Origin of the sequence: Limosilactobacillus walteri (genome assembly GCF_014830205.1) — a bacterium.
Classification (GTDB): Bacteria; Bacillota; Bacilli; order Lactobacillales; family Lactobacillaceae; genus Limosilactobacillus; species Limosilactobacillus walteri.
In genome coordinates this window covers 15,393-38,758 of the sequence record NZ_QORN01000005.1, presented here as the reverse complement: position 1 = coordinate 38,758, position 23,366 = coordinate 15,393, and the positions used below count along the sequence as shown (strand labels likewise).

Genomic DNA, 23,366 nt, shown 5'->3' with positions numbered 1-23,366 from the left:
GTTATGAAAGCATTAGTTGTAGATACACCGACAGATAGTTCAATTGAGCAGTTAAAAATCAGTGATGTTCCAGTTCCGCAGCCAAACGATGATGAAGTGCTAGTTAAGGTTCATGCGGCAGGACTTAATCCGGTAGATTATAAGATCGTTGAAAGCGGTGTGGATGCGTGGACCTATCCTCATACTTTAGGATTAGATGTTGCTGGCGAAATTGTTAGCCTTGGCAAGAATGTAACTAAGTGGCAGGTGGGAGACCGGGTCTCCGGACATAGTGATTTAACAAAAAATGGCTGTTTTGCTGAGTATGTTGCGGTCCCAACATATGAGCTTGCAGAAATTCCTGCAACAGTTACATACACAACGGCCGCCAGCTTTCTTTGTGGTGCATTGACAGCATACCAAGCGGTTGAACGCAAGGCTAATTTTGCTACTGTACGAACTGTACTTATTCATGCAGGTGCTGGCGGTGTTGGAAGCATCGCAATTCAATTAGCTAAAAGACATGGCTGTAAGGTTTTTACGACCGTCTCCTCTAGTAAAAGGAAATATGTTGAACAATTAGCGCCTGATGTGATTATTGATTATCAAACAGAAAATGTTACTCAACGATTGAAGGAATTAACCAATGGCTTAGGTGTTGACTTAATTATTGATACAGTTGGTAAACGTGAGGCGGAAAAAGATTTGCAACGCTTGGCTTATAATGGCCGTTTAGTGACAATTGTAGATGTGCCATCAATTACTGACATGCCGATGTTTGCTCAAGGATTAGGAATGGATGTAGTCAATCTTGGTGGCGCGCACCTAAGCGGCAACCAATATCAACAAATGGACTTAGGACGGATGAATGCGGAAATGCTTCAGCTTGTTGCTAATGGTGAAGTCAAGGCTTTAGGGATTGATGTGTTGCCATTTGAGCAAATTATTGAAGGGTTAAAGATGGTAAAGAATCATCAAGTTATTGGTAAAGTTGTCGTAAAAATGGATTGAAATAAAACGAGGTTGGAGAACTAATCCGACCTCGTTTTATTTCGCTAAATAAATTTGTTCATCAATCAAATCAAATGAATGTAGATTGGCATTAACCTTTTTTAGGGCATCATCTTGACTAAGATGTGCTTCTTGCCAAAACTTCTTTGAATTAGTGGCGCCATCTTTTTCGCCAATTACTAATAATTGCACATTAGGGTAATTTTCACGCAATAATTGAAGTACTTCCCAATCTGTATTTCCTTTATCAGGAGCCCATGACATAATTACGTACTTCACCTTATTGCCGTATTTTTTGATGGCGGTTAAGGCATCTAATTTTTCAATCGTAGTAACAGGATGTTTGCCAGTTTCGTTTTCGTTAACCCATTCTTGACTATCAGTGGTATAAATTTCTTGAGAGGCGTTATTATTACGGAGCCCCTTTGAAATGTAACCATTACCAGCCATAATTTCAAGAATTGGTGCGCTAGCAAGATAGTCAGATAACGCTTTGGCAAAAGGAGCATTAACGTATGACCACATTCCGTACGTGTCTTCGAGATAATCACGGAAATTGCGTAATGACTGATCGAGCTTAGGTAATGCGTCATTATATTTATTCCATAATTTATCCCCGCGCGGATCGCCTGGTGGGAATTCGGCATTAACTTGTTTAAAAATAGTATCTTGGATGTTATCTGGTAGCAATAAGTGAGGAAGAGGTTGCGGCAAAAGACTGTTTTTTAATAAACGATCACTTTCCAGTACATTATTAATCAGATATTTTATTGGGGGAAAACTATCGAAGAGTTCTCGATATTGGTTTAATTCTTGAATGTAGGCGGGCTCATTTACCGCTTGATGGGCCTTTTTAACCCTTTTTTTGAGTTGTTTTAACTTTTTCGGATTCATTCTGAACTCCTTATTTCAATTTTAAATTTAATTGTTCTTGCTTCCCATAGAAAGTATCAGTATCACGACGGTTATGACGTCCTTTTAGGTAGCCATCAATTAATTGAAAAATTTCGTAGCGGTCATCGCTAGAAAGGACGGTTTGATTAAACGATAGATTTTTACTCGAGAAGAATAATTTTGCAAGGTCAAAATCATCGCGGTCCGTTTTTCCCGTCAAGTAATCGAGACTAACATCAAAGAATTCTGCTAGTTTCCGTGCTTCAACGTATGATGGGGTTCGAATGCCGCGTTCCCAGTTTCCGATTTGTGAAGCAGTATTTGGTTTTTCATTTGGGCCGAGATTTTCATTGAGGTGTGTTGCTAACTCTTTGAGGGTGATTTTTTGTCCCTTTCGAAGAGCTCGCAGACGTTCTGGAAACATTAGCTCACTTCCTCCTTAAATCGTATCACTTTCTATTTTAACATTAGCATGTGGTTTTTGAGTAAAAAGAATATGCAAAGTAACAGAAAGTGTGCTACACTATCCGCATTGACTAAAATATGACATGGGGTTAATTAATTTGAAAACTAAAAGTAAAAAGAGAAGTTGGCATCCCTGGCGGTGGCTAACTGGTATTGTCGTAGTATTAATCATTGCAATCTTTGCAGCGAGTTGTTACTTTTTTTCTGTCGCGATGGTACCGGGACATAAGGACTTCATTAATAATTCAACTAAAATTGCAAAGAGCGACCCGCTCTACAATCAAAAAATGTGGTTTAAACATGTAAAAAAACAGCAATGGACAATGGAATCAGCAACCGATAATTACCGGTTAGTGGCTGATTATATTCCAGCAGCTAAACCAACAACTAAAAACGTGGTTATTGCTCACGGCTTTATGGGTAATAAGGAAAAAATGGGTGAATATGCCGCCCTTTTCCATCAAATGGGGTATAATGTTTTAATGCCAGATGCGCGGGCACACGGTCAAAGTCAAGGGAAGTATATCGGCTATGGCTGGCCTGAACGTTATGATATTCGAAAATGGACTAATAAACTAATCCGTCACAATGGTAATAACAGTCAAATTGTCATTTTTGGAGTAAGCATGGGTGGGGCTACGACAATGATGACTAGTGGAATTAAGCTTCCTTCCCAGGTGAAAGCATTAGTTGAAGACTGCGGGTATACTAGCCTTAATGATGAGTTGAACTACGAGGCTGGTAACTTATACGGCATTCCTAAATTTTTACGGGTACCATTAATTAGTACAATGAGTTTAATTAATCGCACCCAGAATGGCTTTTTCATCCGGGATGCTAGTTCAATCGATATGCTGCATCATAACCATCGACCAACACTGTTTATTCATGGGGCAAATGATAATTTTGTACCGACAAAGATGGTTTACCGTAATTACCAGGCAACTAAAGGAAAGAAAGAATTATGGGTAGTTCCCGGAGCGGGGCATGCAAAGTCTTATGCTACTCACCCGGTTCAATATCAGCGACATTTGGCCGAATTTTTAAACCAGTATATTAAATAGTTGGAGGAGAAATGATGCTTGCAATTATTGTTACAATGTTTGTCGCAATCGAACATATTGGAATAATGGTGCTTGAGATTTTTGGTACACCGGAACAACAGGCAAAGGCATTTGACTTGCCGCTTTCATTTACTAAACAACATGAAGCCCGTGTTTCCTTTGCTAATCAAGGAATTTATAACGGTGCCTTAGGAGTGTCGCTAATTGCAGGATGGATCCTGTTTAGTGGCGCAACGTTAATCTTGGTATGGCAAATGCTGTTAGTTTTTATTATGGTGGTTGCACTGTTTGGCGCCTTGACTGCAACAAAAAAGATTATTTTTATTCAGTTTTTACCAGCACTAATTGCTTTTCTATTAACAATTTTCTAATAAGAAAGGACATCTCAATTGGGAACCATCGTAGTACCCAAGATTGAGGTGTCCTTTTTAGTCTAATGATTGAGTGTAAACTAACTCATCGGTTGATATTTGCTCGTTTAGGGCATTGGCTAACTCTTGTGAAAATTGATCATCTGCTAGTCTCATTTGAACATAGCTGTGTTCTAATTGAAAGGCTTCAATGAGTAATGATGTAACTAAATCGGTATCCATTGAGGTTTCGTGAGAAAAGATACGCTTGCGTTGGAAGTAGGTTCGCATCACCATTGCAACTTCATTAGCATTTTGTGGTGTTTCAACCGAATGCAAAAATTTATCAATATCGCGATTGATAATTGTAAGAATGTCAGCGGTATGAGCACGTTGCTCATCGGTTAGCTGGAAGTGTACTGGATGATCTTCGTGATTACGCCCTTTTTTCTTTAGGAGGCGTTGGCGCATGAACCGCCATTTAATTCGATGCCAAAGAATTACCCAAAATTCAAGAAAACTATGCTTATTAACAAGGAAAGCTGACCGTGTAACGAAACCAACTAAAATTTTTGTTTCACGATCTGAAATTTTGCCTTCTTCGTTAAGGCGATCAAGCGTTGCTAGTTCGACTTGGTGTGCCTTTCCCATCAATTGGGTATAGACATCACGATTAAATTCATGGTATTGAGTCATTTGACTGCTTAACTGGTCAATAACAATAGCTTTTTCTGGCGAGTATTTTTCAGATGAACGTAACTCGTTAATTGCATACTGGACGGTCTTAACCAATTCTTTTTGGAATTCGGCCTTAGAATAACTTTTTGACTTTGGCGGCAACAAGATCGGATAGCCAACCGCTCCGACTGCGATACTAATAAGAATAACAACTGCAGCGATTAAAATCATAGAATTACGAAAAGCAAATTGTTGGTTATTAATTAGTACGGGTAAGGAAAATGCCAAGGCAAGGGTAATCGTTCCATGGATCCCCCCGAGCGCCATTAGCAAACTATCACGATTGAGGTTAGATGAATGGATATTTACTAATTTGAAGCGCACCCATAAAAAGCGTAACGCGGTTGTTATCAGGTAAATAGTTAAGGCAAGAGCAACAATTGCGCCGAGATTTTTCCACGAGGTCCGTCCTAGTACCTGTGGGAGCATTACTCCTAATAGGACAAAGACTAATCCGTTTAACGCGTCGCTGATGATATTCCAAATAGTCGTTGTAGCCATTTGAACCTTTGTTGAGGTAAGGCGCATCCGATCATAAAGAATACTATGAATAACTCCGGCTGCTACAACAGCAAGGATTCCTGAAAAATGAAATTCTTCGGCAAGCCAGTAGATAACGATCGGCGTCATAACATTGATTGGGATAACGATTGAGCCAATATCAACGTGTTTACGCATTAAGCTAATTCTTAAACTAATTAAAAGACTTCCTAAAATCGCACCAAAGATAATGCCACCAAAAAAGACATAGACAAAAATCCAAATTCCATGACCAATTGAAAATTGTCCGGATTTATATGTTTCAAGTGCCAAGTCTAAAAGGACGATTCCTGATGCATCATTAAAAAGCGATTCATACTCTAGTGCCCCATTAACGTTTTCTGGAACCTTCATGTTGGTAGTAATCGATTTAACGGCAACTGCATCTGTCGGTGTCACAATTGCGGCTAGCATAAATGCTAGGGCAAGGGGGAAAGTTTCTGGGAGCGTTGCGTGAAGAAAACCACCTGTAATTAGGACTGTTACCAAAGCAAGTGCCACCGTCATGGATAAGATGGCTTTATAATTGCTGGATAAGTAACGGAAAGATTGATTTTGTCCATCGTTAAACATTAGTGGTGCAATAACGACCATCATAAATAATTCAGGATGCATTGTAAAGTTTGTCGCTTCCGTTGGTAGAGATGCTAAAAGGATCCCTGCAATAATTTGATAGATTGATAGTGGAATTTTAGGGTACACCAAGTGGACAACGTTAGCTGTAACCACTGCGGTTAGGAGTAGGATAATACCTAAAATCATCCCCATTAGATAATCACCTCGCTTAAAATTTTACACAAAACGGGAGTGGGACAGAGCTAGCTTGCTAGTTAGCTTTCCCATTCCCGTCGACGTGTAGCTAGCCTATTTGGAAGGATAGCTAGATTGAAATTCTAATATCAGCGCTTAACAGTCAGGCTGCACTGTGTCATATTGATATGAGAAAGAGGCTGAGTATGTTATTCTCGGCCTCTTAAAATTGTTACTGTTAAATTTATTCTCGTCCAATGAGCATTTTAACAGCCATCGCGATATTGTAAATGAACAGTAAAAGGGCTAATAAAAGAGCAAATGTTAATAGGATACCGAATAATGCACCACCATGAAAATTAGCGGGATTAAACGAAAATACGCTAAAGACTAAGATTGCAGCAATCACGTACAGGAGAGGAAAAATTTGACTCCAAAAAGCGTAACGCGCATTCTTAACAATATTTGGCCGATTACTACTCTTAGCAATAATCCAAACAATTAACGGAAAAATAACTGGCAAGAAAATGATGCTTAGGTATGATAAAGCATTAACGATACGGTCAGTTAAATTATAATCGTTCAATGTATCAGTCCTTTCTTTTCTTCTATTATCGCATGCTCTATTAGGGGAGTGCAATTACAATTATTTGAATGAGGATAATTAAAGTGCTTGTGATTACCCAGTCACGAGCAGTAATCGGAATATTAATGGTCCTAGTTCGTGCCTGTCCTTCAACAAAACCGTGAGACTCCATTGCCTGTGCTAGTTGATCTGACCATTGAAGCGCGACTAAAATTGCCTTGAAGTATAAAGTTGGCGACCACCAATGCAGGGTCACTCCGCGCATTTGGCCAGCTATATAGATTGTTGTAACTGCTTGTTTCATTTTCGGAATTAAATTAAGAGCTGCTAAGACCCCATAGGCATATTTACTAGGTAAATGACAATTTTGTTCTAATGACCGGGCTAGGGCTAGCGGATTAGTAGTAAATGTGAAAATTGTTCCCAAACTGACATACATATATAACCGACTAAATAAAACCAAACCATAAAATAAACTATGACCGGGACTAAAGAGTACGATGGTGGTAAAAATGGCAATTGCTGGAAAAAGCGGAATAAAGATTAGCCAACAAAATTGCTGCCAGCGGAAATGATAATGAATTAACAGGACCAGACATACGGTGATTACGATTATGTTTACCCATAATTTATTAGTAAAGGTTAATTCAAGTGAGAGAAATAAAATAAGAAATAATTTTAAGCTAGGATTCATGAATTACCTCCGCAATACTTAAGTTGCTGATGATTCATTTCTAAGTGGTAGTCGATGAACTCATCCAGACCGTTTAACTGGTGACTTATAATCAGCAGTGTCTGCGGATATATTTTACGACTAGCGGTGATGAGTTTTAGAACCGTTTTAAGCGAGTCTTGGTCTAATCCAGTAAATGGTTCATCAAATAATAGTACCTCTTGTCCCATCATCAGCATCAGCAATATCTGTAGTTTCTTTTTCTGTCCTCCGCTAAGGGAATAGATTACTTGCTCTTCTCGTCCTGCTAAGTCAAGCTCAGCTAAAGCTTGTTGAATTTGGCGGCTAGTAAAATATGGATTGTGACCATTTTTGCGGCTAAGGTTTAATTCTTCGCCAACGGTAACGTTCAAAAATTGATCATTAGCATGTTGAAAAATTAAGCCGAGTTGCTGATAGTATTTCCTGGGTGATATTTTTTGAATATTTTGATTGTTGTATGTTATGGTTCCTTGATATTTAACTAATTTGGCAATTGCCTTTAAGAGGGTTGACTTGCCAATTCCATTCGGCCCGGTTAAAAGAGTTGCTTTATTTTTTAAGAGGGCAAGCGAAGCGGGGGTCAATAAAGTCTTATCACCTTGTTTGAGTGATAACTTAGTAAAATTAATAATTGATAATGATGTTGCTGGTGGTAGCGATGTCTTAATAGAAGAACGATTATCTTGTAAAACCTTACATCTTTGGGAGGCTGATAATGTTGAAATTTGCCGATTCTTTAGCTGCCAGACAAGCGGATTAAGCTTTTGGTAACCGTGAAGATCGTGATCAGTAATAATGATGGTTGTATGGTTTTCTTGATTAATCTTTAGTAACTGTGCAAGGATCAATTGGCGGTTTTCTTCATCGACATTGGCAAATGGTTCATCTAACAAGAGAATAGATGGCTGCATGGCCATGACAACTGATAAAGCAACTCGTTGCTGCTGCCCGCCAGACAGGGTTGAGATTAGCTGGTTAGCTAGTGCCTCAACTTTACCGAATTGTAGGGCATTCTTAACTCGTGAATCAATTTCAGCGGAGGGAACTTGGCAATTTTCAAGGGTAAATTCTAATTCATGACGGGGCGTATCAAGGGCGAACTGCATTAGTGGATCTTGAAACAGCATGCCTATGCGGCCGTTGGTAGATATCGAAACTGTTCCTGTAGTTATTTTGCCCCCATGTTTTGGCAATAGTCCAGCAATCAATTTCAGAAGGGTTGACTTGCCGCTTCCAGAAATACCTGTTAAAAGGTGAATTTTTCCTGACTTAAATTCTGCATTGATATTTTCTAAAATGGGCTGTTTATCAAATGCAAATGAGAGGTTGTTAAATAGTATTTTTTCCATAGGTTTATTGCTTGATTAAGTGGGCGCGTTGTAACATATTGGCAATTAATTTAACGATAATACCAGAAAAGACAAACACTGAAATGAATCTAGCGATTAACATGGTTATAAGCATTTGACCACTAAAGTGACTATAGCCATTTCTAAACCAATCCCAGCCAAAAGTAACAAGGGTTAACGTAAGCGATGAAATTAGAAGGGTCAGCCAGTTATAAGTCCTGTAAAACGTAAAGGTAAAACCAAGTTCTGCCCCGAGGCCTTGAACAGTTCCAGAAATAAGATTGACGGCTCCCCATTGATCACCTAGCAGCATTTCAACGACTGCACCAAAAAATTCACCAAGGAAAGCGGCCCCTGGTATGCGAATGAGAAATCCGGCAAGCGGTCCTGCCATACACCAGATTCCCATGGTAAGGTCATTAGCCATCGGACCGTAGCCAATCGGGGTTAATAAAATTGTCAGACCATTATAAATGAATCCAGCCGCAAAATAAATAACGCCAAAGATAATTCCAATTAGCGCAAGTAGAATAATGTCGCGTAAGTGTAGTTGATGTTTAGCCATAATAAAACTCCTTAATTACTATAAGGGTAAAAAACTCCATGACAAAAACATCATGGAGTCAAAAGTTTAATTAAGTTAATATCACTGAATCTCCCTTCGCTGGTATTAACCAGAGCAGGTTCAATGGGTATTATCTCAGCCGAAAGGCACCCCAGATAGTTATTTTCATCATTATGATAGCGAATATTATTTAAAAATGCAAACATGAAAAGAAATAGTGAAAGGACGAAATAGTCCATGCTCATTTATTATTTTACAAAAAATCTAGTAAAATTTTTACACTCGATTTCAAAAGTGGTTTAAAATAAAAGTTATTAATTAAAGGGATGGTTATAGATAAATGGGTGGAATAACTTTTATTTTATTATTATTTGGGATTGGAATCCTTTCGGGAATTGTTAGTGCTGCTGCCGGATTAGCTTCGTTAGTATCTTACCCCTCGCTCTTGGCACTAGGATTGCCTCCAGTAATGGCCAACGTTACAAGTGCTTTCTCTACAGTTACGGGGAATTACAGTTCCGTTTTTGCATCATTTAAAGAGTTGAAAAATAATCGCCGCCAATTATGGCTAATATTACCATTGGTTTTTGCCGGCTCGATTATCGGTGCTTTTTTGCTCTTTGCAGTTCCCGGTAAATTGTTTGCTGAGTTAGTGCCGCTATGTATTGCCTTAGCGGGAATTATTTTACTTTTTCCCCATCATCCTAAAAAAGCGGCCCCAACAATGGGGGCTAATAGTAAACTTTTTGGTAAGTCACGGATTAGCCAATTTTTCTCAATTATTGGAATTTTTATTGTTGGAATTTACTCAGGCTTTTTTAATGCCGGAGCAGGAGTCTTAATGCTGACTTTGCTCACAGTAATAAATAGTCAAAAGAGTTTTGCCGTTAATAATGCTTTAAAAAATGTTGCAATGACAGTTACGAATACGACTTCCTGGATTGTTTTTGCTATTGAAACGACAATTTATTGGAACTATGTGATTCCGCTAATGATTGGGAATGTAGTTGGCGGCTATGTGGGACCTATTATTGTCCGCCATTTACCTGGTCGCTTAATGCAGGTAATAGTAGGAATTGGGGCGCTAATCTTAGCTGGATCACTTGTAATAAGAAATTTGATGTAGAAAATAAATGAGTCATTAGCATTCGATGAGTTTGAATGTTAATGACTCATTTTAAATTGTTTAATTCTGTAAATATTTAGTTGCATCGGCATCGGAAAGATTGAAATTGCTCATCACTTTTTGCTTAATAACGGCTTCATCAATGCCAAGGTCACGAAGGGTATGGATAAGAGCATAAATTCCTTTAGTCTCACCTTTTTCTATTCCTTCTCGGCGCGCATCCATCAGTTCCAGTTCAAACTTCATAAAGCCCCGTCTCCTCTCTGGATCTTGCTTTACTCTGACAATCTCGTTCTGAATCTTAGTAATGAATTTACTTCTATTGTCTACTTGATTGCGCATTAAAGCAAGAAAGGTTTTTATCGGTTCTTCGTCTTGCGCAAATTCTTTTGCGAGGGCGTTAAAGACTACCACCGTGCGTTGATCACCGAGCTTTAAGGTTGAATCACGGAGGCAAGTATTTTCAAAGGTGTACCGTGCCCAGCCCCGGCCGTAGTAGTCGAAATCACAAAACATAATGACATAGGTTGGGTGATCACTTAGGTCTTGGTAATTTTTCCCGGGTAATAATACGCCATGATCGATCTGTTCTTGATAATACCGTAAACGATAAGGCAGGTTCTGTTTATCTGCTACCTGCATTTCAATGACAATAATATTGCCGTGTTCATCACGGACATAAACATCATATCGAACGCGACGGGCAGCAACTACATTAATGTCCTTTTGTGTCACCAGCTGGATAATCTTCTTGGCCTTTAAGTGCGGCAATGCCCGATTGATCAGTTCCAAACAGATTTCCTTATTTTCCATCACCATCCCAAATAGTGGGTCGCTGGTAATCGTCATCGTTTCCCATTTTGCTAATGCCGTTGCGATATTCTTTGCTAAATTTGTACACATAAGTAATTTCTCCCGTACTTTATTCTTGAGGAAGACCCTCTAAAATATATATACGTAAAAAATTACCCTTTGCACTTTTTAAAATAAAAATCCCCAGAATTCTTCATTATGAACTCTGGAGATAATTTAAATCCGATTATTGAGCAGTATAACCACCGTCAGCAACAAATTCAGATCCGGTGCTAAAACTAGATTCATCGGAAGCTAAGTATAAGGCGAGGTTAGCAATTTCTTCTGGCTGACCAAGCCGGCCCATTGGGTGTAGACTAACTAGGTGGTCATTTGCTTTTGGATCATCCTTGATGAGATTATCAACTAATGGTGTTGAAACATACCCAGGGTGAATTGTGTTAACGCGGATATCATATCCCTTACGAGCACAGTCAAGGGCAGCTGATTTAGTTAAAAGTCGAACACCACCCTTAGACGCGTTATAAGCGAAGAGGTCAGGATCACCAATTAAACCTTCAATTGATGACATGTTGATAATGGAGTTTTTCTCACCATTATTCTTCATAGCTTCAATTCCCAGTTTAGTCCCCCACATTGTTCCTGTAAGGTTAACGTCGATTGTTTTATCCCAGATTTCGGCGTCAGTCTTTTCAATATCAGCGTATTCTGCAATTCCGGCATTGTTTACGACGATATTAAGCTTGCCAAAAACTTGAACGGTTTGACGGATAACACGGTCCCAATCACCCTTGCGAGCAACATCTTGCTGGATAAAAATGGCATTGTCACCTAATTGATCAGCAACTTTCTGACCTTCATCCATTTTGCGGGCAGTTAAAACAACTTTGGCGCCTTCTTCGACAAATTTTTTAGCAACGGCAGCCCCAATACCTTTTGAACCACCAGTAACAATTGCAACTTTATTATCTAAACGACCCATTGATTAGACACTTCCTTAGAAAAATCAAAGTAACCATTTACAAATTTAATTATAACAACTCCCAATAAAAAACGTGAGAATAACGACTTTCTTAAAGCAAATAAAAAGAAAGGGAGCGGGAAATAACCTTCTCGCCAATCGCCCTGTGGTTATTGGCCGTGTTATCTTGTGATGGTTCGTTAAAATAGAAAAAGCTAGGAGAAAAACTTGTTTCTCCCAGCCTCTTCTTACTTTATTAATTTTCTTTGAAAAGGTTAGTCAAATGATCCATGAAGACCTTGAGATAACGTTCTTTGTCAACATTAACAGCAACCTTAACATTAGGGTTATCGTCGTTTAACTTAGCGTTATCACCAATTGTTCGACCATAGTAAGGTCCTTCTTCGTAAACAACTTTCATGAACAGGCTGATTGTTGTAACAAATGATGGATCGATACCAACACCAACGGCTAATGGATCATGCAGAGCACAACCACGCTTATCAATGTCTAAGTTATAGTAAGCGTCAATGTAGAAGTCAGTAATATCAGCGTAAGCCTTACCTGCTTTGGTTCCTAATTCACGCCATTGCTTAGTATCGTCCTTAGTAAGTAATGTTCGTAAAGTAACATCGAGGCCAACCATAGTAAGTGGTAAGTTAGACTTCATTACTTCGTCAGCAGCCTTAGGGTCTTGGTTAATGTTAGCTTCTGCTACAGGAGTAACATTACCTTCAACAGTTAAAGCTCCGCCCATAAAGGTTACGTTACCAATAAGATCAGCAATTTCTGGATCCTTCTTAAGAGCAGCCGCAAGGTTTGTCATTGGACCAGTAGGGATAATAATTAAGTCCTTACCGTACTTGTGGGCAGCTTCAATATAAAAGTCTACACCAGATTGTTCTTCAATTGAACGACTTGGTGCAGGAAGATCAACGTCACCAATACCGTTATCTCCGTGAATGTCCTTTGATACCTGCATTACATCGAAATGGTCACTTGTACATGAATGTGGGAGGCCTTTGAATACGGGGATATCAGTGTGCCCTAATAATTCCAATAACTTAAGGCTGTTTTCCGCACAAACATCTAGTAAGTTGTTACCATATGAGCTAACAATTCCGATTAGATCAACTTCGGGATCAGCGAGCGCGTAAGCAATTGCTAAAGCGTCGTCAACACCAGTATCTAAGTCAAGAATCATTTTACGTTTTGCCATTGTAGTTCCTCCAATTTAAGTAAAATTTACTACCTTTACTTAATATGTTAATTTAATTTGCGACTAATTACAAATAAAATTTGGTACCGCTTACGAATTTTTGGAAAAACTTTGCAATTTTGAAAATGCTATAATAGTTTCACAGATAAAAGTGAAAGGAATAAAAGAAAAATGGCAGATCAAATTTATGATGTGACAATTATTGGTGGGGGACCGGCAGGAATGTTTGCTTCATTTTATTGTGGACTTCACGAATTAAATGCTCAATTAATTGAAAGTTTACCGCAATTAGGGGGCCAGGTTGGCGCGCTTTATCCAGAAAAACAAATTTGGGATATCGCTGGAATGCCGGGAGTTACTGGTCGGAAACTTATTGCTAAACTTACAGAACAGATGGCAATAGCGCCGATTGACCAGTATCTTGGTGAGACAGTTGAAGATGTAATCAAAGAAGATAATGGTACATTTACAATTAAATCTGCTAAGCGAATATCTCACTCTCAAGCAGTTATAATCGCGCTTGGTAATGGGGCTTTTACCCCACGTAAACTTGCTTTAGATGGAGCAGATGCACTTGAGGGGCAACAGCTATCTTACTTTGTTAATCGTAAGGCTGACTATACAGATAAGCGGGTTGCAGTCCTTGGCGGCGGTGATTCAGCAATTGATATTGCCCTTATGCTCGAACCGGTAGCAAAGGAGGTTCACCTTGTCCATCGTCGTGACCAATTCCGCGGCCTTGAACACACAGTAACTCAGCTCAAAAATTCAAGCGTTCAGTTAGATACTCCGTTTTTACCACGTGCATTAAAAGTAGAGGATGATCAAACAGTAACGTTGAACCTTAAGAAGATGAGAAGTGATGATGAGGCACGGTTAAATGTTGACAAACTTGTTGTAAACTATGGCTTTACTTCGAATAATGCTGCTCTGAATCAATGGTCACTGGATCTTGCGGCTGAACGAAACCTAATCAAGGTTGATTCAATGATGGAAACCAGTGTCACGGGGGTATATGCCATTGGGGATGGCGTAACTTATCCAGGTAAAGTAGCATTAATTGCTGCCGGTTTTGGTGAGGCACCAACTGCTGTTACAGCCTTAGCCAAGAAGTTATACCCAGATAAGCGGATGGCAATGCATAGTTCTTCAATGGGGATTAGTAAGTAAAGAAAAAACTCCTAAAATGAAAAGTCTTTAATGCTTTTGACATTAATAAAGCGAAATTTTTTCTCGACCCTTTATTTTTACAAGTGTAACAGAGATAAAAAAGCGAGCGCTAGTGTTCGGACAGTCCGAATATTAGCGCTCTTTTTATGCTCCTCCCCCCAATTTTAGATTTCTAAGAGGTCACTGGGCTTATTCAATGGGAAATCAGCATTTTTGATATTATCTGGATTGGCTGAGGAATATAGTGCCCCAGCAAATTTTATTCCCGCAGCATGGGCGGCTTTTAAATCGTTAATTGTATCGCCAACGTATACTGTTTTTTCGGGAATAGCATTCATGCGTTTCATTGCTGCTAAGATGGGGTCAGGACTGGGCTTATGCTTTTTAGTATCCGCAGATGTGATAGCAACCTTAAATAATTTTGCAAAGTCATACTTCTCGACAAAATATTTTTGATATTCATCTGCTAATTTTGAAGTAGCGATTGCAAGTTGAGTGTCATTGCGTTTAGCAAGTGAGTTGAGCATTTCTGGGATTCCATCGATAACTTTAACTTGGTCAAGTCGTTTGTAGGAGAGTTCAAACCAGTCTTTTTGAACAGCCGGAATCTCATCCTCGCTAATTCCAGCAAGACGAAGAGCATCTTGTCCAGTAATACCAAATAAGTCGTGTTTTGTTTGTTCTATCTTATCGGGAGCCACCGGATGCCCGTGTTTGGCTAACGTATCAATCATCGCTGGCATATACATGTCTAACGTATCAATCAAGGTTCCGTCGATATCGAAAATAAAGTTAGTAATTTTTTGTGGCATTTCTATCCAATCCTTTTATTAAAAATAAGTACAAACACATTGTATAACACTACTTATCAGTACAACATTATAAAAATAAATTATTTTAGAGATTGGTAGCTGATAATTTACCTTTTCGTTCAAAGACGACTACAATATAAATGGAATTATAATTTTATGTGGGGTGATTACTATCGCTAGTCAAAAGTCTATACCTAAAAAATTGTCATTTATGTCGATTTACTTTTTAGGAATTAATGGTGTTATCGGTTCAGGAACATTCTTGCTTCCATCCGTTATTTATCGTGACATGAACCTATCTGCTGTTGCTGTTTTGCTATGTACTGCAATTACCGTTTCGATGATTGCATTGTGTTATGCGGATCTTTCAAGTCGGTTTACGGGATCAGGAGCAGCATGGTTATATTCTTATCATGCATTTGGAAGATTTACTGGATATGAATTAGGCATTTTTACGTGGTTCTTAGGCTGTTGTACGCTTTCTGCTGAAATTGTTGCTCTATTAACAACTCTCAAAAGCTTTCTACCAATTTTTAACAAACCATTCATTTATGGTATTGGGGCATTCGGTTTAATTCTCCTATTTGCACTTATTAACTTTTTTGGCCGAAGCCTTGTAAAGCTAGTTAATAATATTTCAGCGGCTGCAAAGATTTTAACATTAATTATTTTTATTGTAGTCGGGGTTTTCTTTATCCATAAGGCAAACTTTTCACCGATTATTCCACAGGCAGCCTTAAAGGGACCGATGCCGTTTCTTCACCATTTTGGTGCAGCATTTACACCGATTTTTTACTTATTTACTGGTTTTTCTTTTCTGCCAATCGCTGCTAAGCAAATGAATAACCCAGAAAAGAATATTCCACGAGTACTAATTGCAGTAATGGTTAGTGTCACAATTTTGGATGCATTAATGATGATTGTTGCAGTTGGGCTGGCCGGAACAAAATTGGGCGGTTACTCGACGCCATTAGCTAATGCATTAGGCCTTGCAATCGGTAAATGGGGTTATGCCTTTATTATCTTTGGAATGCTTGTAAGTATCTTTGGGGTTGCCTTTTCAGCATCATTTAATACACCGTCGCTAATTGCGTCGATGGCTAACGAACACGGGATGCTCCCCAAATTTATTGGTAAGAAAAATAAGCATGATGCCCCTTGGGTCGGAATTATCCTTACTTCAATTCTTTCGGCATTATTCGCTACTCAAAGTTATCTTTTCCTGGTTAGCTGTACAGTGTTAGCCTCATTTATTCAGTATGTTCCTTCAATTTTAGCAGTTATAAAATTTGAACACAGCAATGAATATCCAACTCATGGCTTCAAATTACCCGGGAAATATTTAATTCCAGTATTGGCACTCTTAGTTTCTTGCTATATGGTAACAAACTTTACGGCGAAGACATTATTAGTGGGAACTGTAATTGCAGTGGCTGCTGCTGGCGCTTACTTCTTTATTAAAACTGATCGCAGCTATGAAGAAAAGCATTCAAAATGGTTGGCTGAATTGCGATTAGAAGATAAAAAATTAAAATAAAAATATAATAATGTCGGCTAAAAAGGGAGCGTGATAGAAGTCATTTACGACTTCATCTTCACGCTCCCTTTTGTGTATGCGCTATAGAGTTTTTACTATATAGGAGACTGATGGGACAGCCCCCCTTAATTTACTATTAACGTCTATTTAGCCGGAATCTAACCATCTTGTCTGATTCAGTACATAAGAAGATCAGACAGGAGAAAATGATAACAGCTAACCATTCCATTAGGCTAATGCTGGTAACGTGGAATGCCATCTGCATAAATGGAACATAGGTGAAGATTAACTGGAAAAGGACCATTAATCCAATTACTCCCCAGGCTTTTTTACCAATATTGCCAATCTCTTTAAGTCCATAATGTTCAGTCCGGATACTAAAGAAGTAGAAAGCTTTGCTTATAACAATCGTATTGACCATCATTGTAGTTGCATTAACTACGTCAGCTCCAGAATTAATAAACCATTCGTAACCAATAAGGGCAAAGATTGCCATCAAAGCAGAGACGTAACCCATTTGAATTAAATCATGTCGGTTCATCAATCTTTGCGTAACTGGTCGTGGTGATCGATCCATAATTCCTTCTTCAGCTTTTTCAAAGACGAATGCAAATTGAATTGTGATTGCGGCAATTAAGTTAATCCATAACAATTGTGCTGGTTGTAGCGGAACTTGTTGTCCAGTAAGAATTGAGAAGGCAACAACTAATCCTTCAGCAAATGATGTTGGTAATAAGAAGAGGATACTCTTTTTGATATTATCATAAATCCGCCGACCTTCTTTGATAACGGCAGCCATAACAGCAAAGTTATCGTTACCGAGGATCATATCGGCCGCATCTTTAGCCACATCAGTCCCTTTGATTCCCATTGAAATCCCGATATCGGCTTTTTTAAGCGCTGGAGCATCATTAACTCCGTCCCCCACCATTGCGGTAATTTTTTGACGATTTTGCAACGCTTCCACAATTTCAAGTTTGTTTTGTGGGGTTGTTCGGGCAAAAACTTGGTTTGATAAAGCAGCTTCTTCCCGTTCAGCGGTAGAAAGTTTATCCCATTGTGCACCAGTAATTGCATGGATTGGGCCATTAGTTAAACCTAATTGTTTTCCGATTGCCCGAGCTGTTTGCGGGTCGTCCCCTGTAATCATTTTGACAGATACGCCCGCACGATTCATTTGCTTTAAGGCAACGATTACTTCTTCACGAGGAGCATCTTGGAGGGCGGCTAACCCAAGCAGGTGAATTCCGTTATAAAGGTGATCGTGTTCAACTTCCATTAAGTTTTCACCATTAACTGGTTGATACCCGACAGCGATTACCCGTTTACCAGCCTTTGACCAATCGTCAACACGTTTTTGCCATTTGGCAGTGTCAAACTGTGGATCTTCTTTAGCTGCCATCTCAAAGAGCTTATCAGGAGAACCTTTAACAAAAATAACTTGTTTATCATTCTCTGGATCGCGCGTTAATTCTGCAATATAACGATAATCAGAGTCAAACGGTAAAAGGTCAATTGCCTTGTACGGAGATTCATACTTTGCACCAAAGGCTTTGTGGTAAAGAGTTAAAAAGGCACCGTCGGTAGGTTCGCCATTGATATGCCAATTACCATCCTCATCAGTCAAAACAGTATCATTAGCTTGATAACCAGCTTCTAAGAATAATTTTAGTTCGTGATTAATGGGAGCCGGTTTTTGGTTTAATAGAATTTGTCCATTAGGCGCATATCCAGTTCCCGTTACCGTATAATGCTGATTACCAACCCAGAGTTCGATTGCAGTCATCTCATTTTTAGTAAGAGTACCAGTTTTATCAGTAGCAATCACATCAACCGATCCAAGAGTTTCAACGGCTGGCATTGATTTAATGATTGTTTTATGTTCTTTTGCCATTTTGCTAATACCAAACGCAAGGATAACAGAAGTAATTGCTGGTAAACCTTCTGGAATAGCCCCTACAAGCATTGCGACAACAGCAAGTGCAAGCGCTGGTAGGGAGTATATTTTGAGGAAGAAACCAACGATAAAAACAATCACAGAAGCGGTAATTGTAATATAAGAAACAATTTTACCAACATGATCGATTTCTTTTGTTAGCGGGGTCTTCTTTGGCTTGATTTGCGCAACTTCTTGCGAAATTTTCCCAATTTCTGTATGTTCCCCAGTTGCAACAACAACCCCAAGTCCGCTTCCGCTAGTTACGGAAGTAGAAGCATAGGCCATATCGACCCGATCGGCTAATGGAACATCTTCGTCAGTAATCGCTTCATCTGTTTTGATTACTGAATTAGTTTCACCAGTTAATGCTGATTCTTCAATCCGTAAGTTGTCAGCAGAGACAATTCGTAAATCTGCTGGGACATTGTCACCTGCTTCTAAGAAGACTACATCTCCACGAACCAAATCGGCAGCATTGATATCTTGACGCTTGCCATCACGGTAGACAGTAGCATGTTGTGCCATCATTTCTTTAATCTTTGCTAATGCATTAGCGGCACTAGATTCTTGGAAATAACCAATTAACGAATTAAGGATTACTACAGCACCAATAACAATCGCATCAGTATAGTGCCCAATCAAAATAGTCAACAGGGTCGCTACTAATAAAATGTAGATAACGATGTTATTAAACTGCCGAAGAAACATTTTCCATTTTGGCGTTGGCTTAACTTCGATTACATTATGCCCGTCCTCCGCTAGTCTTTTCTGGACAGTCGTTTCTTTAAGTCCTTCTGTAAATTCAGTTAATTGATATTCCTTTTTTACCTCATCGGTAGTTAATTGATATTTTTCTTTCATTTTTCCTCTTTGAATAAATATAACTTAGTAAAGTAACTATTCTTAAAGCTCCCGCACTTTAAGAGAAACAACATCAGTGAAGCCATATCAAGTTTTTGCTTTAATCATTCCTTCGCTATTTATCGTATAAATATCGTATCATATCCATTTGATTTTTTAGTGCTAATTAAGATTTTTTTAAAACATGATTCATAGATTATTAATAAATAATTTGAGAGTTTCATAAATACTGCTATTAAAGCAAAAAGTGAGTAGAAAATAACCTTCTCGACAAGGCGGTGGACTAAGCTAGGAAACCCGTCGCGAGCTGATTATCAGCCGTCCTTAGACTCAAGCCTTGGGGTTATTTGTCACGTTATCTTGCCGTGGTTCGTTAAAATGGTAGAGGCTGAGAAAAAACGTTTGTTTCTCTCAGCCTCGCTAATAGCTCATTATTTATTAAAATTATTGTTTTCAACGTCGCGAATAAAATCAGCAAGGTGTTTATAGTAAACGTCAGGGTTATCAACCATATGGTGATGACCACCATTTGGAGTTGTAACTAGTTTAGAGTTAGGAATAAGCTTATTCATCGTTTTAGCAGTATCAACAGGCATTGTCTCGTGTTCACCAAAGGTAATTAAAGTAGGAACTTTAATATTCTTTAATTGATTGCGGAAGTGCCAGTCTTTAAGTTTTCCTGTGATAACAAATTCGTTGTCGCCTTGGAAAACGTTATAGACTGCATCTCCACCGAGGTCTTTAAGATGGTAAAGCTTAGATGGCTGTTTACGATCAACATATTGTTCGTTCATTACTTGAACTAATTCTTGATACTTTGGATTACTGTAGTCGTCGTTATCCTCACATTCTTTCATAAAAGCAACGTCTTCAGTGGAAAGTGTTTGATCACGTAATGCATTAACGTGGTCAACATATTCGTCAATTTCATCAACCATCGATGAAATAATTGCTCCTTTAAGGTGTTGACCGTATTTAACAGCATACTCTTGGACGAGTAATCCTCCCCAGCTTTGTCCGATTAAGTAGAAGTTATCGAGGCCTAACTTTTCTCGTACTTCATCAACTTCATCAAGAAAATATTCATAAGTCAGGTACTTCTTTGCAATTTCAGGATCTGAATAGTCTGGTTGGTCAGAGTAGAGTGAACCAAGTTGATCATACATTGTTACCTGTACATCTAGTCCTTGCTTTTTTAACTGTTCAGCAGCATCTTCCCAATATTCATGATTGCCACCTGGACCACCATGAAGAGCTAACAAATGAATATTGCCGTCACCTTGTGTATTTGTCCAGAGATGATAACCATTATCGAGGGTGATAATTTTAGTTCCTTGTTTCATTCTCAAATCTCTCCTTTAATTGTGCATATTATTCATTCTACCGCAATTATAAGGATTCTGCTAAAACTAGCTTGGTTTCATATGAAACATTTATTGATCATTGTCCAGAGATACACCAGGAATATTAAGGTGACACCCAGCGAGGTCTAGTTGATACTCGATTCGCTCATTGCCACGAAGTGTATATTCATAATCGGTACTATAAATAATTAACCCTAATTGATGACCAGCGACCAGGCGATGGAAAATTGGCTGCAAGTTGAACTTAACCGTAACAAATTGATTAGCAGTTAGGTTATCAACTTGTGCGGGAGTATGACGATTTTGTAAGTTAATATGTCCGCTTGCGATTATCTTATCAGTGGTGGATGACTTTTGAAGCTTGAATTCACGGAGGTCGTCAGTCTTCCAGTGATAGCCAAGTTCAAGGCCGTTACGATTAAAAAGGACAGGAGAAGTTGTTAACCGTTTTCCGTTCCCAAAATCAACAAGGCGGGCACTAATCATGCCATAGTTTTTGGAAGAAGCAACTTTTAACGTTACGGTTGGTGTTCCGCGTAGAATTATGTCAGTTTCAGTTGGAACGCTGACAAAATGCCGACTAAACTGCCCATTATCCTTAATGAGTGCTTTTGCCCATTCATGAGGGTTTTGGCACCACTTTAAATACTTTTCTTCAGGCTGATAATCGCTAAAACTTTGAATACCAAGTCCTTGGATTGCCGTCAAACGTTGGTCATTAAATTGGTACTCGTGCTTTTTTCCTGCTGTCCATTGGCGATAAGTATTCCAAGTTTCGGGATTGCTGTTATCTTGGACAAGGACTTTTGGTAAAGTTGCATCAGCATAATTCTCTTGTCCCCACAGTTTATTAGCGAGCCATAGGTTAACCATGTCAGAGAAATCAAGCGACCGAAAAGCATTGATATAAATATGCTGCCCTTGATGCAAAATAATTTTACTCGTTACAGGCAACTTTTGAAGGCTGTCATATAGGGCCTTAACATTACTAGGACGAACATTGGTATCATTTAAACCGTGAACCATCATTACAGCAGCTTTAATGTTAGCAAAATCATGACGATAATTTCGATTATCCCAAAAGGCGTTATAATTGCCGCTCTTTCTATCCATAGCGGCTTGCATTTTGTTAATGTACTTAGTATTCGTTTTTTCGATTCTTCGGTAGTCAGCAGGCCGCTTAGTTCGGCTGAATGTTTCATCAGCAAGGACATCAGCGTCTTCACCTTGGAAACCGCCTGGAGCACGGACAAGACCATTTTCACGGTAATAATCATACCAACTAGAAATAGCTGCCTCGCTAATAATTGCTTCAAGTCCGGCAACGCCAGTAGTAGCAACGGCGGTAGCAAGGGTTCCCAGATATGATCGGCCAGTCATGGCGACTTTGCCGTTACACCAGTTAGCTTGAATTTCTGTCCCACTGTTACGATCAGTAAATGCATGACGGTCACCGTGAAGCCATTCAACCACCGCTTTCATTGAATTAGTTTGTTCAGGTGAGCCGCAGGTTTGGAGACCATCGGAGTCTTTAGTACCAATCCCAGCAGCATAGACAATTGCGTATCCGCGAACTGCAAGGTAATTATTTAGTGTATAGGCAGGGGTCGTACTAAAAGTCTCTGTTGCATGGTGGGCTTGACCAGTCACTTGTTGATAAGAAAAAGTGGTTGGAAATTTTTCTTCAGCAGGAGCATGATAATTAGTTGATTTGTGGGTCAGTGGAACGTTGACATTGTGGGTTGCCTTTTCTCCCCATTCGTCATTAGTTCCTTGATTATAAGGACTGGCTGTAAATACTGCGGGTACTTTTAATCCATGATTTGATTCAAGCGGCCGCATAATTTCGGCTTTAACTAAGTCTGCTTTACCATCAAAATCTGTATCCATATCTGTTTCAATGTAGACAACTTCGCGGATAAATTTAGCAGGATCAAAACAAGCAAGGGGTTTCCCGTTAAAATATAAGGGCTTTTGTTCAGGCGGTAATTGATAAGTCCATGCCATAAAACCTTTGGCAGTTAAATGATCGATGAGCGATTGCCCGTTTTTTCCATGGGTATTTAATAGGAGGTAAAAGGCGTCGATGACATTAGCAGTTGTCCATTGTTGATGGTATTCGGTTGGGAGACCCGTCTGCTTAACCATTGTTAGGGGATCTGCAATGTCAAAATCAACAGCGGCTTCAAATTCGAGTAATTGTAACGCAACGAGATAAAAGATACTGTTGGTGAGCGGCTCTTGTTTATCAAACCAGTCATCAAGTGCCAGATCGGGAGTAGCTAAAAGGTCATGCAGCCACTGTTTAGTTACAATAGGCTGGTTACTTGCCATATGAATGCGTGCCAATAATGTTTCCCACATTGCGTTGGGCGTTAGTTTGTTTTCCTCGTTTTTTCTTAGTAAGCGGATTGACATTAATTCCTGCCGACGCTGTTGTGGTGTAGTTGTAGTGATACTAAATTGATTAATTTTCATCTGGAACACCTCGCATAGAATTTGATATATTAATTATCGCACTTTTATATTAATTTGCTTAGAATTAACAGTGGTTGCGA

20 protein-coding genes and 1 riboswitch are annotated in these 23,366 nt (G+C 39.1%); of the genes, 6 read left to right on the top strand and 14 right to left on the bottom strand.

The window, feature by feature from the left end; genetic code table 11:
* Positions 1 to 3: 3 nt before the first annotated feature.
* Positions 4 to 990 carry a zinc-binding dehydrogenase gene (locus DTK66_RS01400; RefSeq protein WP_191667532.1) on the top strand — a complete coding sequence of 329 codons (987 nt, stop codon included), beginning with the start codon at positions 4 to 6 and terminating at the stop codon, positions 988 to 990.
* 36 nt (positions 991 to 1,026) lie between these two features.
* On the opposite strand, the gene DTK66_RS01395 is transcribed toward DTK66_RS01400, so the two are convergent.
* Together DTK66_RS01395 and DTK66_RS01390 are read right to left on the bottom strand one after the other, a co-directional pair.
* The gene (locus tag DTK66_RS01395; protein ID WP_153929719.1) at positions 1,027 to 1,884 is read right to left on the bottom strand and encodes an SAM-dependent methyltransferase; all 858 of its coding nucleotides are present in this window, start codon (positions 1,882 to 1,884) and stop codon (positions 1,027 to 1,029) included.
* A gap of 10 nt (positions 1,885 to 1,894) precedes the next feature.
* Positions 1,895 to 2,308, bottom strand: a complete 414-nt coding sequence (locus DTK66_RS01390) for a helix-turn-helix domain-containing protein (RefSeq protein WP_153929718.1) — start codon at positions 2,306 to 2,308, stop codon at positions 1,895 to 1,897.
* A gap of 124 nt (positions 2,309 to 2,432) precedes the next feature.
* Between DTK66_RS01390 and DTK66_RS01385 the strand changes: the two genes are divergently transcribed.
* Together DTK66_RS01385 and DTK66_RS01380 are read left to right on the top strand one after the other, a co-directional pair.
* The gene (locus DTK66_RS01385; protein WP_191667531.1) at positions 2,433 to 3,413 is read left to right on the top strand and encodes an alpha/beta hydrolase; all 981 of its coding nucleotides are present in this window, start codon (positions 2,433 to 2,435) and stop codon (positions 3,411 to 3,413) included.
* A gap of 14 nt (positions 3,414 to 3,427) precedes the next feature.
* Positions 3,428 to 3,784, top strand: coding sequence for a DUF1304 domain-containing protein (locus DTK66_RS01380; protein WP_191667600.1), 357 nt, complete (start codon positions 3,428 to 3,430; stop codon positions 3,782 to 3,784).
* A 57-nt stretch (positions 3,785 to 3,841) separates the two neighbouring features.
* Here DTK66_RS01380 and DTK66_RS01375 read toward each other — a convergent pair whose 3' ends face one another.
* The 5 genes from DTK66_RS01375 to DTK66_RS01355 form a co-directional block, all read right to left on the bottom strand.
* The gene (locus DTK66_RS01375) at positions 3,842 to 5,809 is read right to left on the bottom strand and encodes a cation:proton antiporter (RefSeq protein WP_191667530.1); all 1,968 of its coding nucleotides are present in this window, start codon (positions 5,807 to 5,809) and stop codon (positions 3,842 to 3,844) included.
* A gap of 226 nt (positions 5,810 to 6,035) precedes the next feature.
* Entirely contained in the window at positions 6,036 to 6,377 is a 342-nt protein-coding gene (locus DTK66_RS01370; protein ID WP_153929716.1) for a magnetosome magnetite crystal formation protein family, read from the bottom strand.
* A gap of 40 nt (positions 6,378 to 6,417) precedes the next feature.
* Positions 6,418 to 7,071, bottom strand: a complete 654-nt coding sequence (locus DTK66_RS01365; protein WP_153929715.1) for an energy-coupling factor transporter transmembrane component T family protein — start codon at positions 7,069 to 7,071, stop codon at positions 6,418 to 6,420.
* The gene (locus DTK66_RS01360; RefSeq protein ID WP_191667529.1) at positions 7,068 to 8,441 is read right to left on the bottom strand and encodes an ATP-binding cassette domain-containing protein; all 1,374 of its coding nucleotides are present in this window, start codon (positions 8,439 to 8,441) and stop codon (positions 7,068 to 7,070) included. Before DTK66_RS01360 ends, DTK66_RS01365 begins: the two co-directional genes overlap by 4 nt.
* A 4-nt stretch (positions 8,442 to 8,445) precedes the next feature.
* Entirely contained in the window at positions 8,446 to 9,006 is a 561-nt protein-coding gene (locus DTK66_RS01355) for an ECF transporter S component (RefSeq protein WP_153929713.1), read from the bottom strand.
* Between the two features lie 74 nt (positions 9,007 to 9,080).
* Positions 9,081 to 9,170, bottom strand: a riboswitch (TPP riboswitch).
* Positions 9,171 to 9,346: 176 nt separating this feature from the next.
* On the opposite strand from DTK66_RS01355, the gene DTK66_RS01350 reads away from it, so the two are divergent.
* Positions 9,347 to 10,132, top strand: coding sequence for a sulfite exporter TauE/SafE family protein (locus DTK66_RS01350; protein ID WP_191667528.1), 786 nt, complete (start codon positions 9,347 to 9,349; stop codon positions 10,130 to 10,132).
* 60 nt (positions 10,133 to 10,192) lie between these two features.
* Here DTK66_RS01350 and DTK66_RS01345 read toward each other — a convergent pair whose 3' ends face one another.
* The 3 genes from DTK66_RS01345 to DTK66_RS01335 form a co-directional block, all read right to left on the bottom strand.
* A complete protein-coding gene (locus DTK66_RS01345; protein ID WP_191667527.1) occupies positions 10,193 to 11,035 on the bottom strand; it encodes an Rpn family recombination-promoting nuclease/putative transposase in 843 nt (280 codons plus the stop codon).
* 136 nt (positions 11,036 to 11,171) lie between these two features.
* On the bottom strand, positions 11,172 to 11,927 hold the full coding sequence (locus tag DTK66_RS01340) for a glucose 1-dehydrogenase (RefSeq protein ID WP_191667526.1): 756 nt from the start codon (positions 11,925 to 11,927) through the stop codon (positions 11,172 to 11,174).
* A gap of 235 nt (positions 11,928 to 12,162) precedes the next feature.
* On the bottom strand, positions 12,163 to 13,125 hold the full coding sequence (locus DTK66_RS01335; protein ID WP_191667525.1) for a nucleoside hydrolase: 963 nt from the start codon (positions 13,123 to 13,125) through the stop codon (positions 12,163 to 12,165).
* 171 nt (positions 13,126 to 13,296) lie between these two features.
* On the opposite strand from DTK66_RS01335, the gene DTK66_RS01330 reads away from it, so the two are divergent.
* Positions 13,297 to 14,295 carry an NAD(P)/FAD-dependent oxidoreductase gene (locus DTK66_RS01330; RefSeq protein ID WP_191667524.1) on the top strand — a complete coding sequence of 333 codons (999 nt, stop codon included), beginning with the start codon at positions 13,297 to 13,299 and terminating at the stop codon, positions 14,293 to 14,295.
* 164 nt (positions 14,296 to 14,459) lie between these two features.
* Here DTK66_RS01330 and DTK66_RS01325 read toward each other — a convergent pair whose 3' ends face one another.
* Complete coding sequence (locus tag DTK66_RS01325; RefSeq protein ID WP_153929708.1) at positions 14,460 to 15,107, bottom strand: HAD family hydrolase; 648 nt, start codon at positions 15,105 to 15,107, stop codon at positions 14,460 to 14,462.
* 211 nt (positions 15,108 to 15,318) lie between these two features.
* On the opposite strand from DTK66_RS01325, the gene DTK66_RS01320 reads away from it, so the two are divergent.
* A complete protein-coding gene (locus DTK66_RS01320; RefSeq protein ID WP_225208947.1) occupies positions 15,319 to 16,644 on the top strand; it encodes an APC family permease in 1,326 nt (441 codons plus the stop codon).
* Positions 16,645 to 16,780: 136 nt separating this feature from the next.
* Here DTK66_RS01320 and DTK66_RS01315 read toward each other — a convergent pair whose 3' ends face one another.
* The 3 genes from DTK66_RS01315 to DTK66_RS01305 form a co-directional block, all read right to left on the bottom strand.
* Positions 16,781 to 19,444, bottom strand: coding sequence for an HAD-IC family P-type ATPase (locus DTK66_RS01315; RefSeq protein ID WP_191667522.1), 2,664 nt, complete (start codon positions 19,442 to 19,444; stop codon positions 16,781 to 16,783).
* A 431-nt stretch (positions 19,445 to 19,875) separates the two neighbouring features.
* Entirely contained in the window at positions 19,876 to 20,787 is a 912-nt protein-coding gene (locus tag DTK66_RS01310; RefSeq protein WP_191667521.1) for a proline-specific peptidase family protein, read from the bottom strand.
* 90 nt (positions 20,788 to 20,877) lie between these two features.
* On the bottom strand, positions 20,878 to 23,286 hold the full coding sequence (locus tag DTK66_RS01305) for a Xaa-Pro dipeptidyl-peptidase (RefSeq protein ID WP_191667520.1): 2,409 nt from the start codon (positions 23,284 to 23,286) through the stop codon (positions 20,878 to 20,880).
* Positions 23,287 to 23,366: the final 80 nt, after the last annotated feature.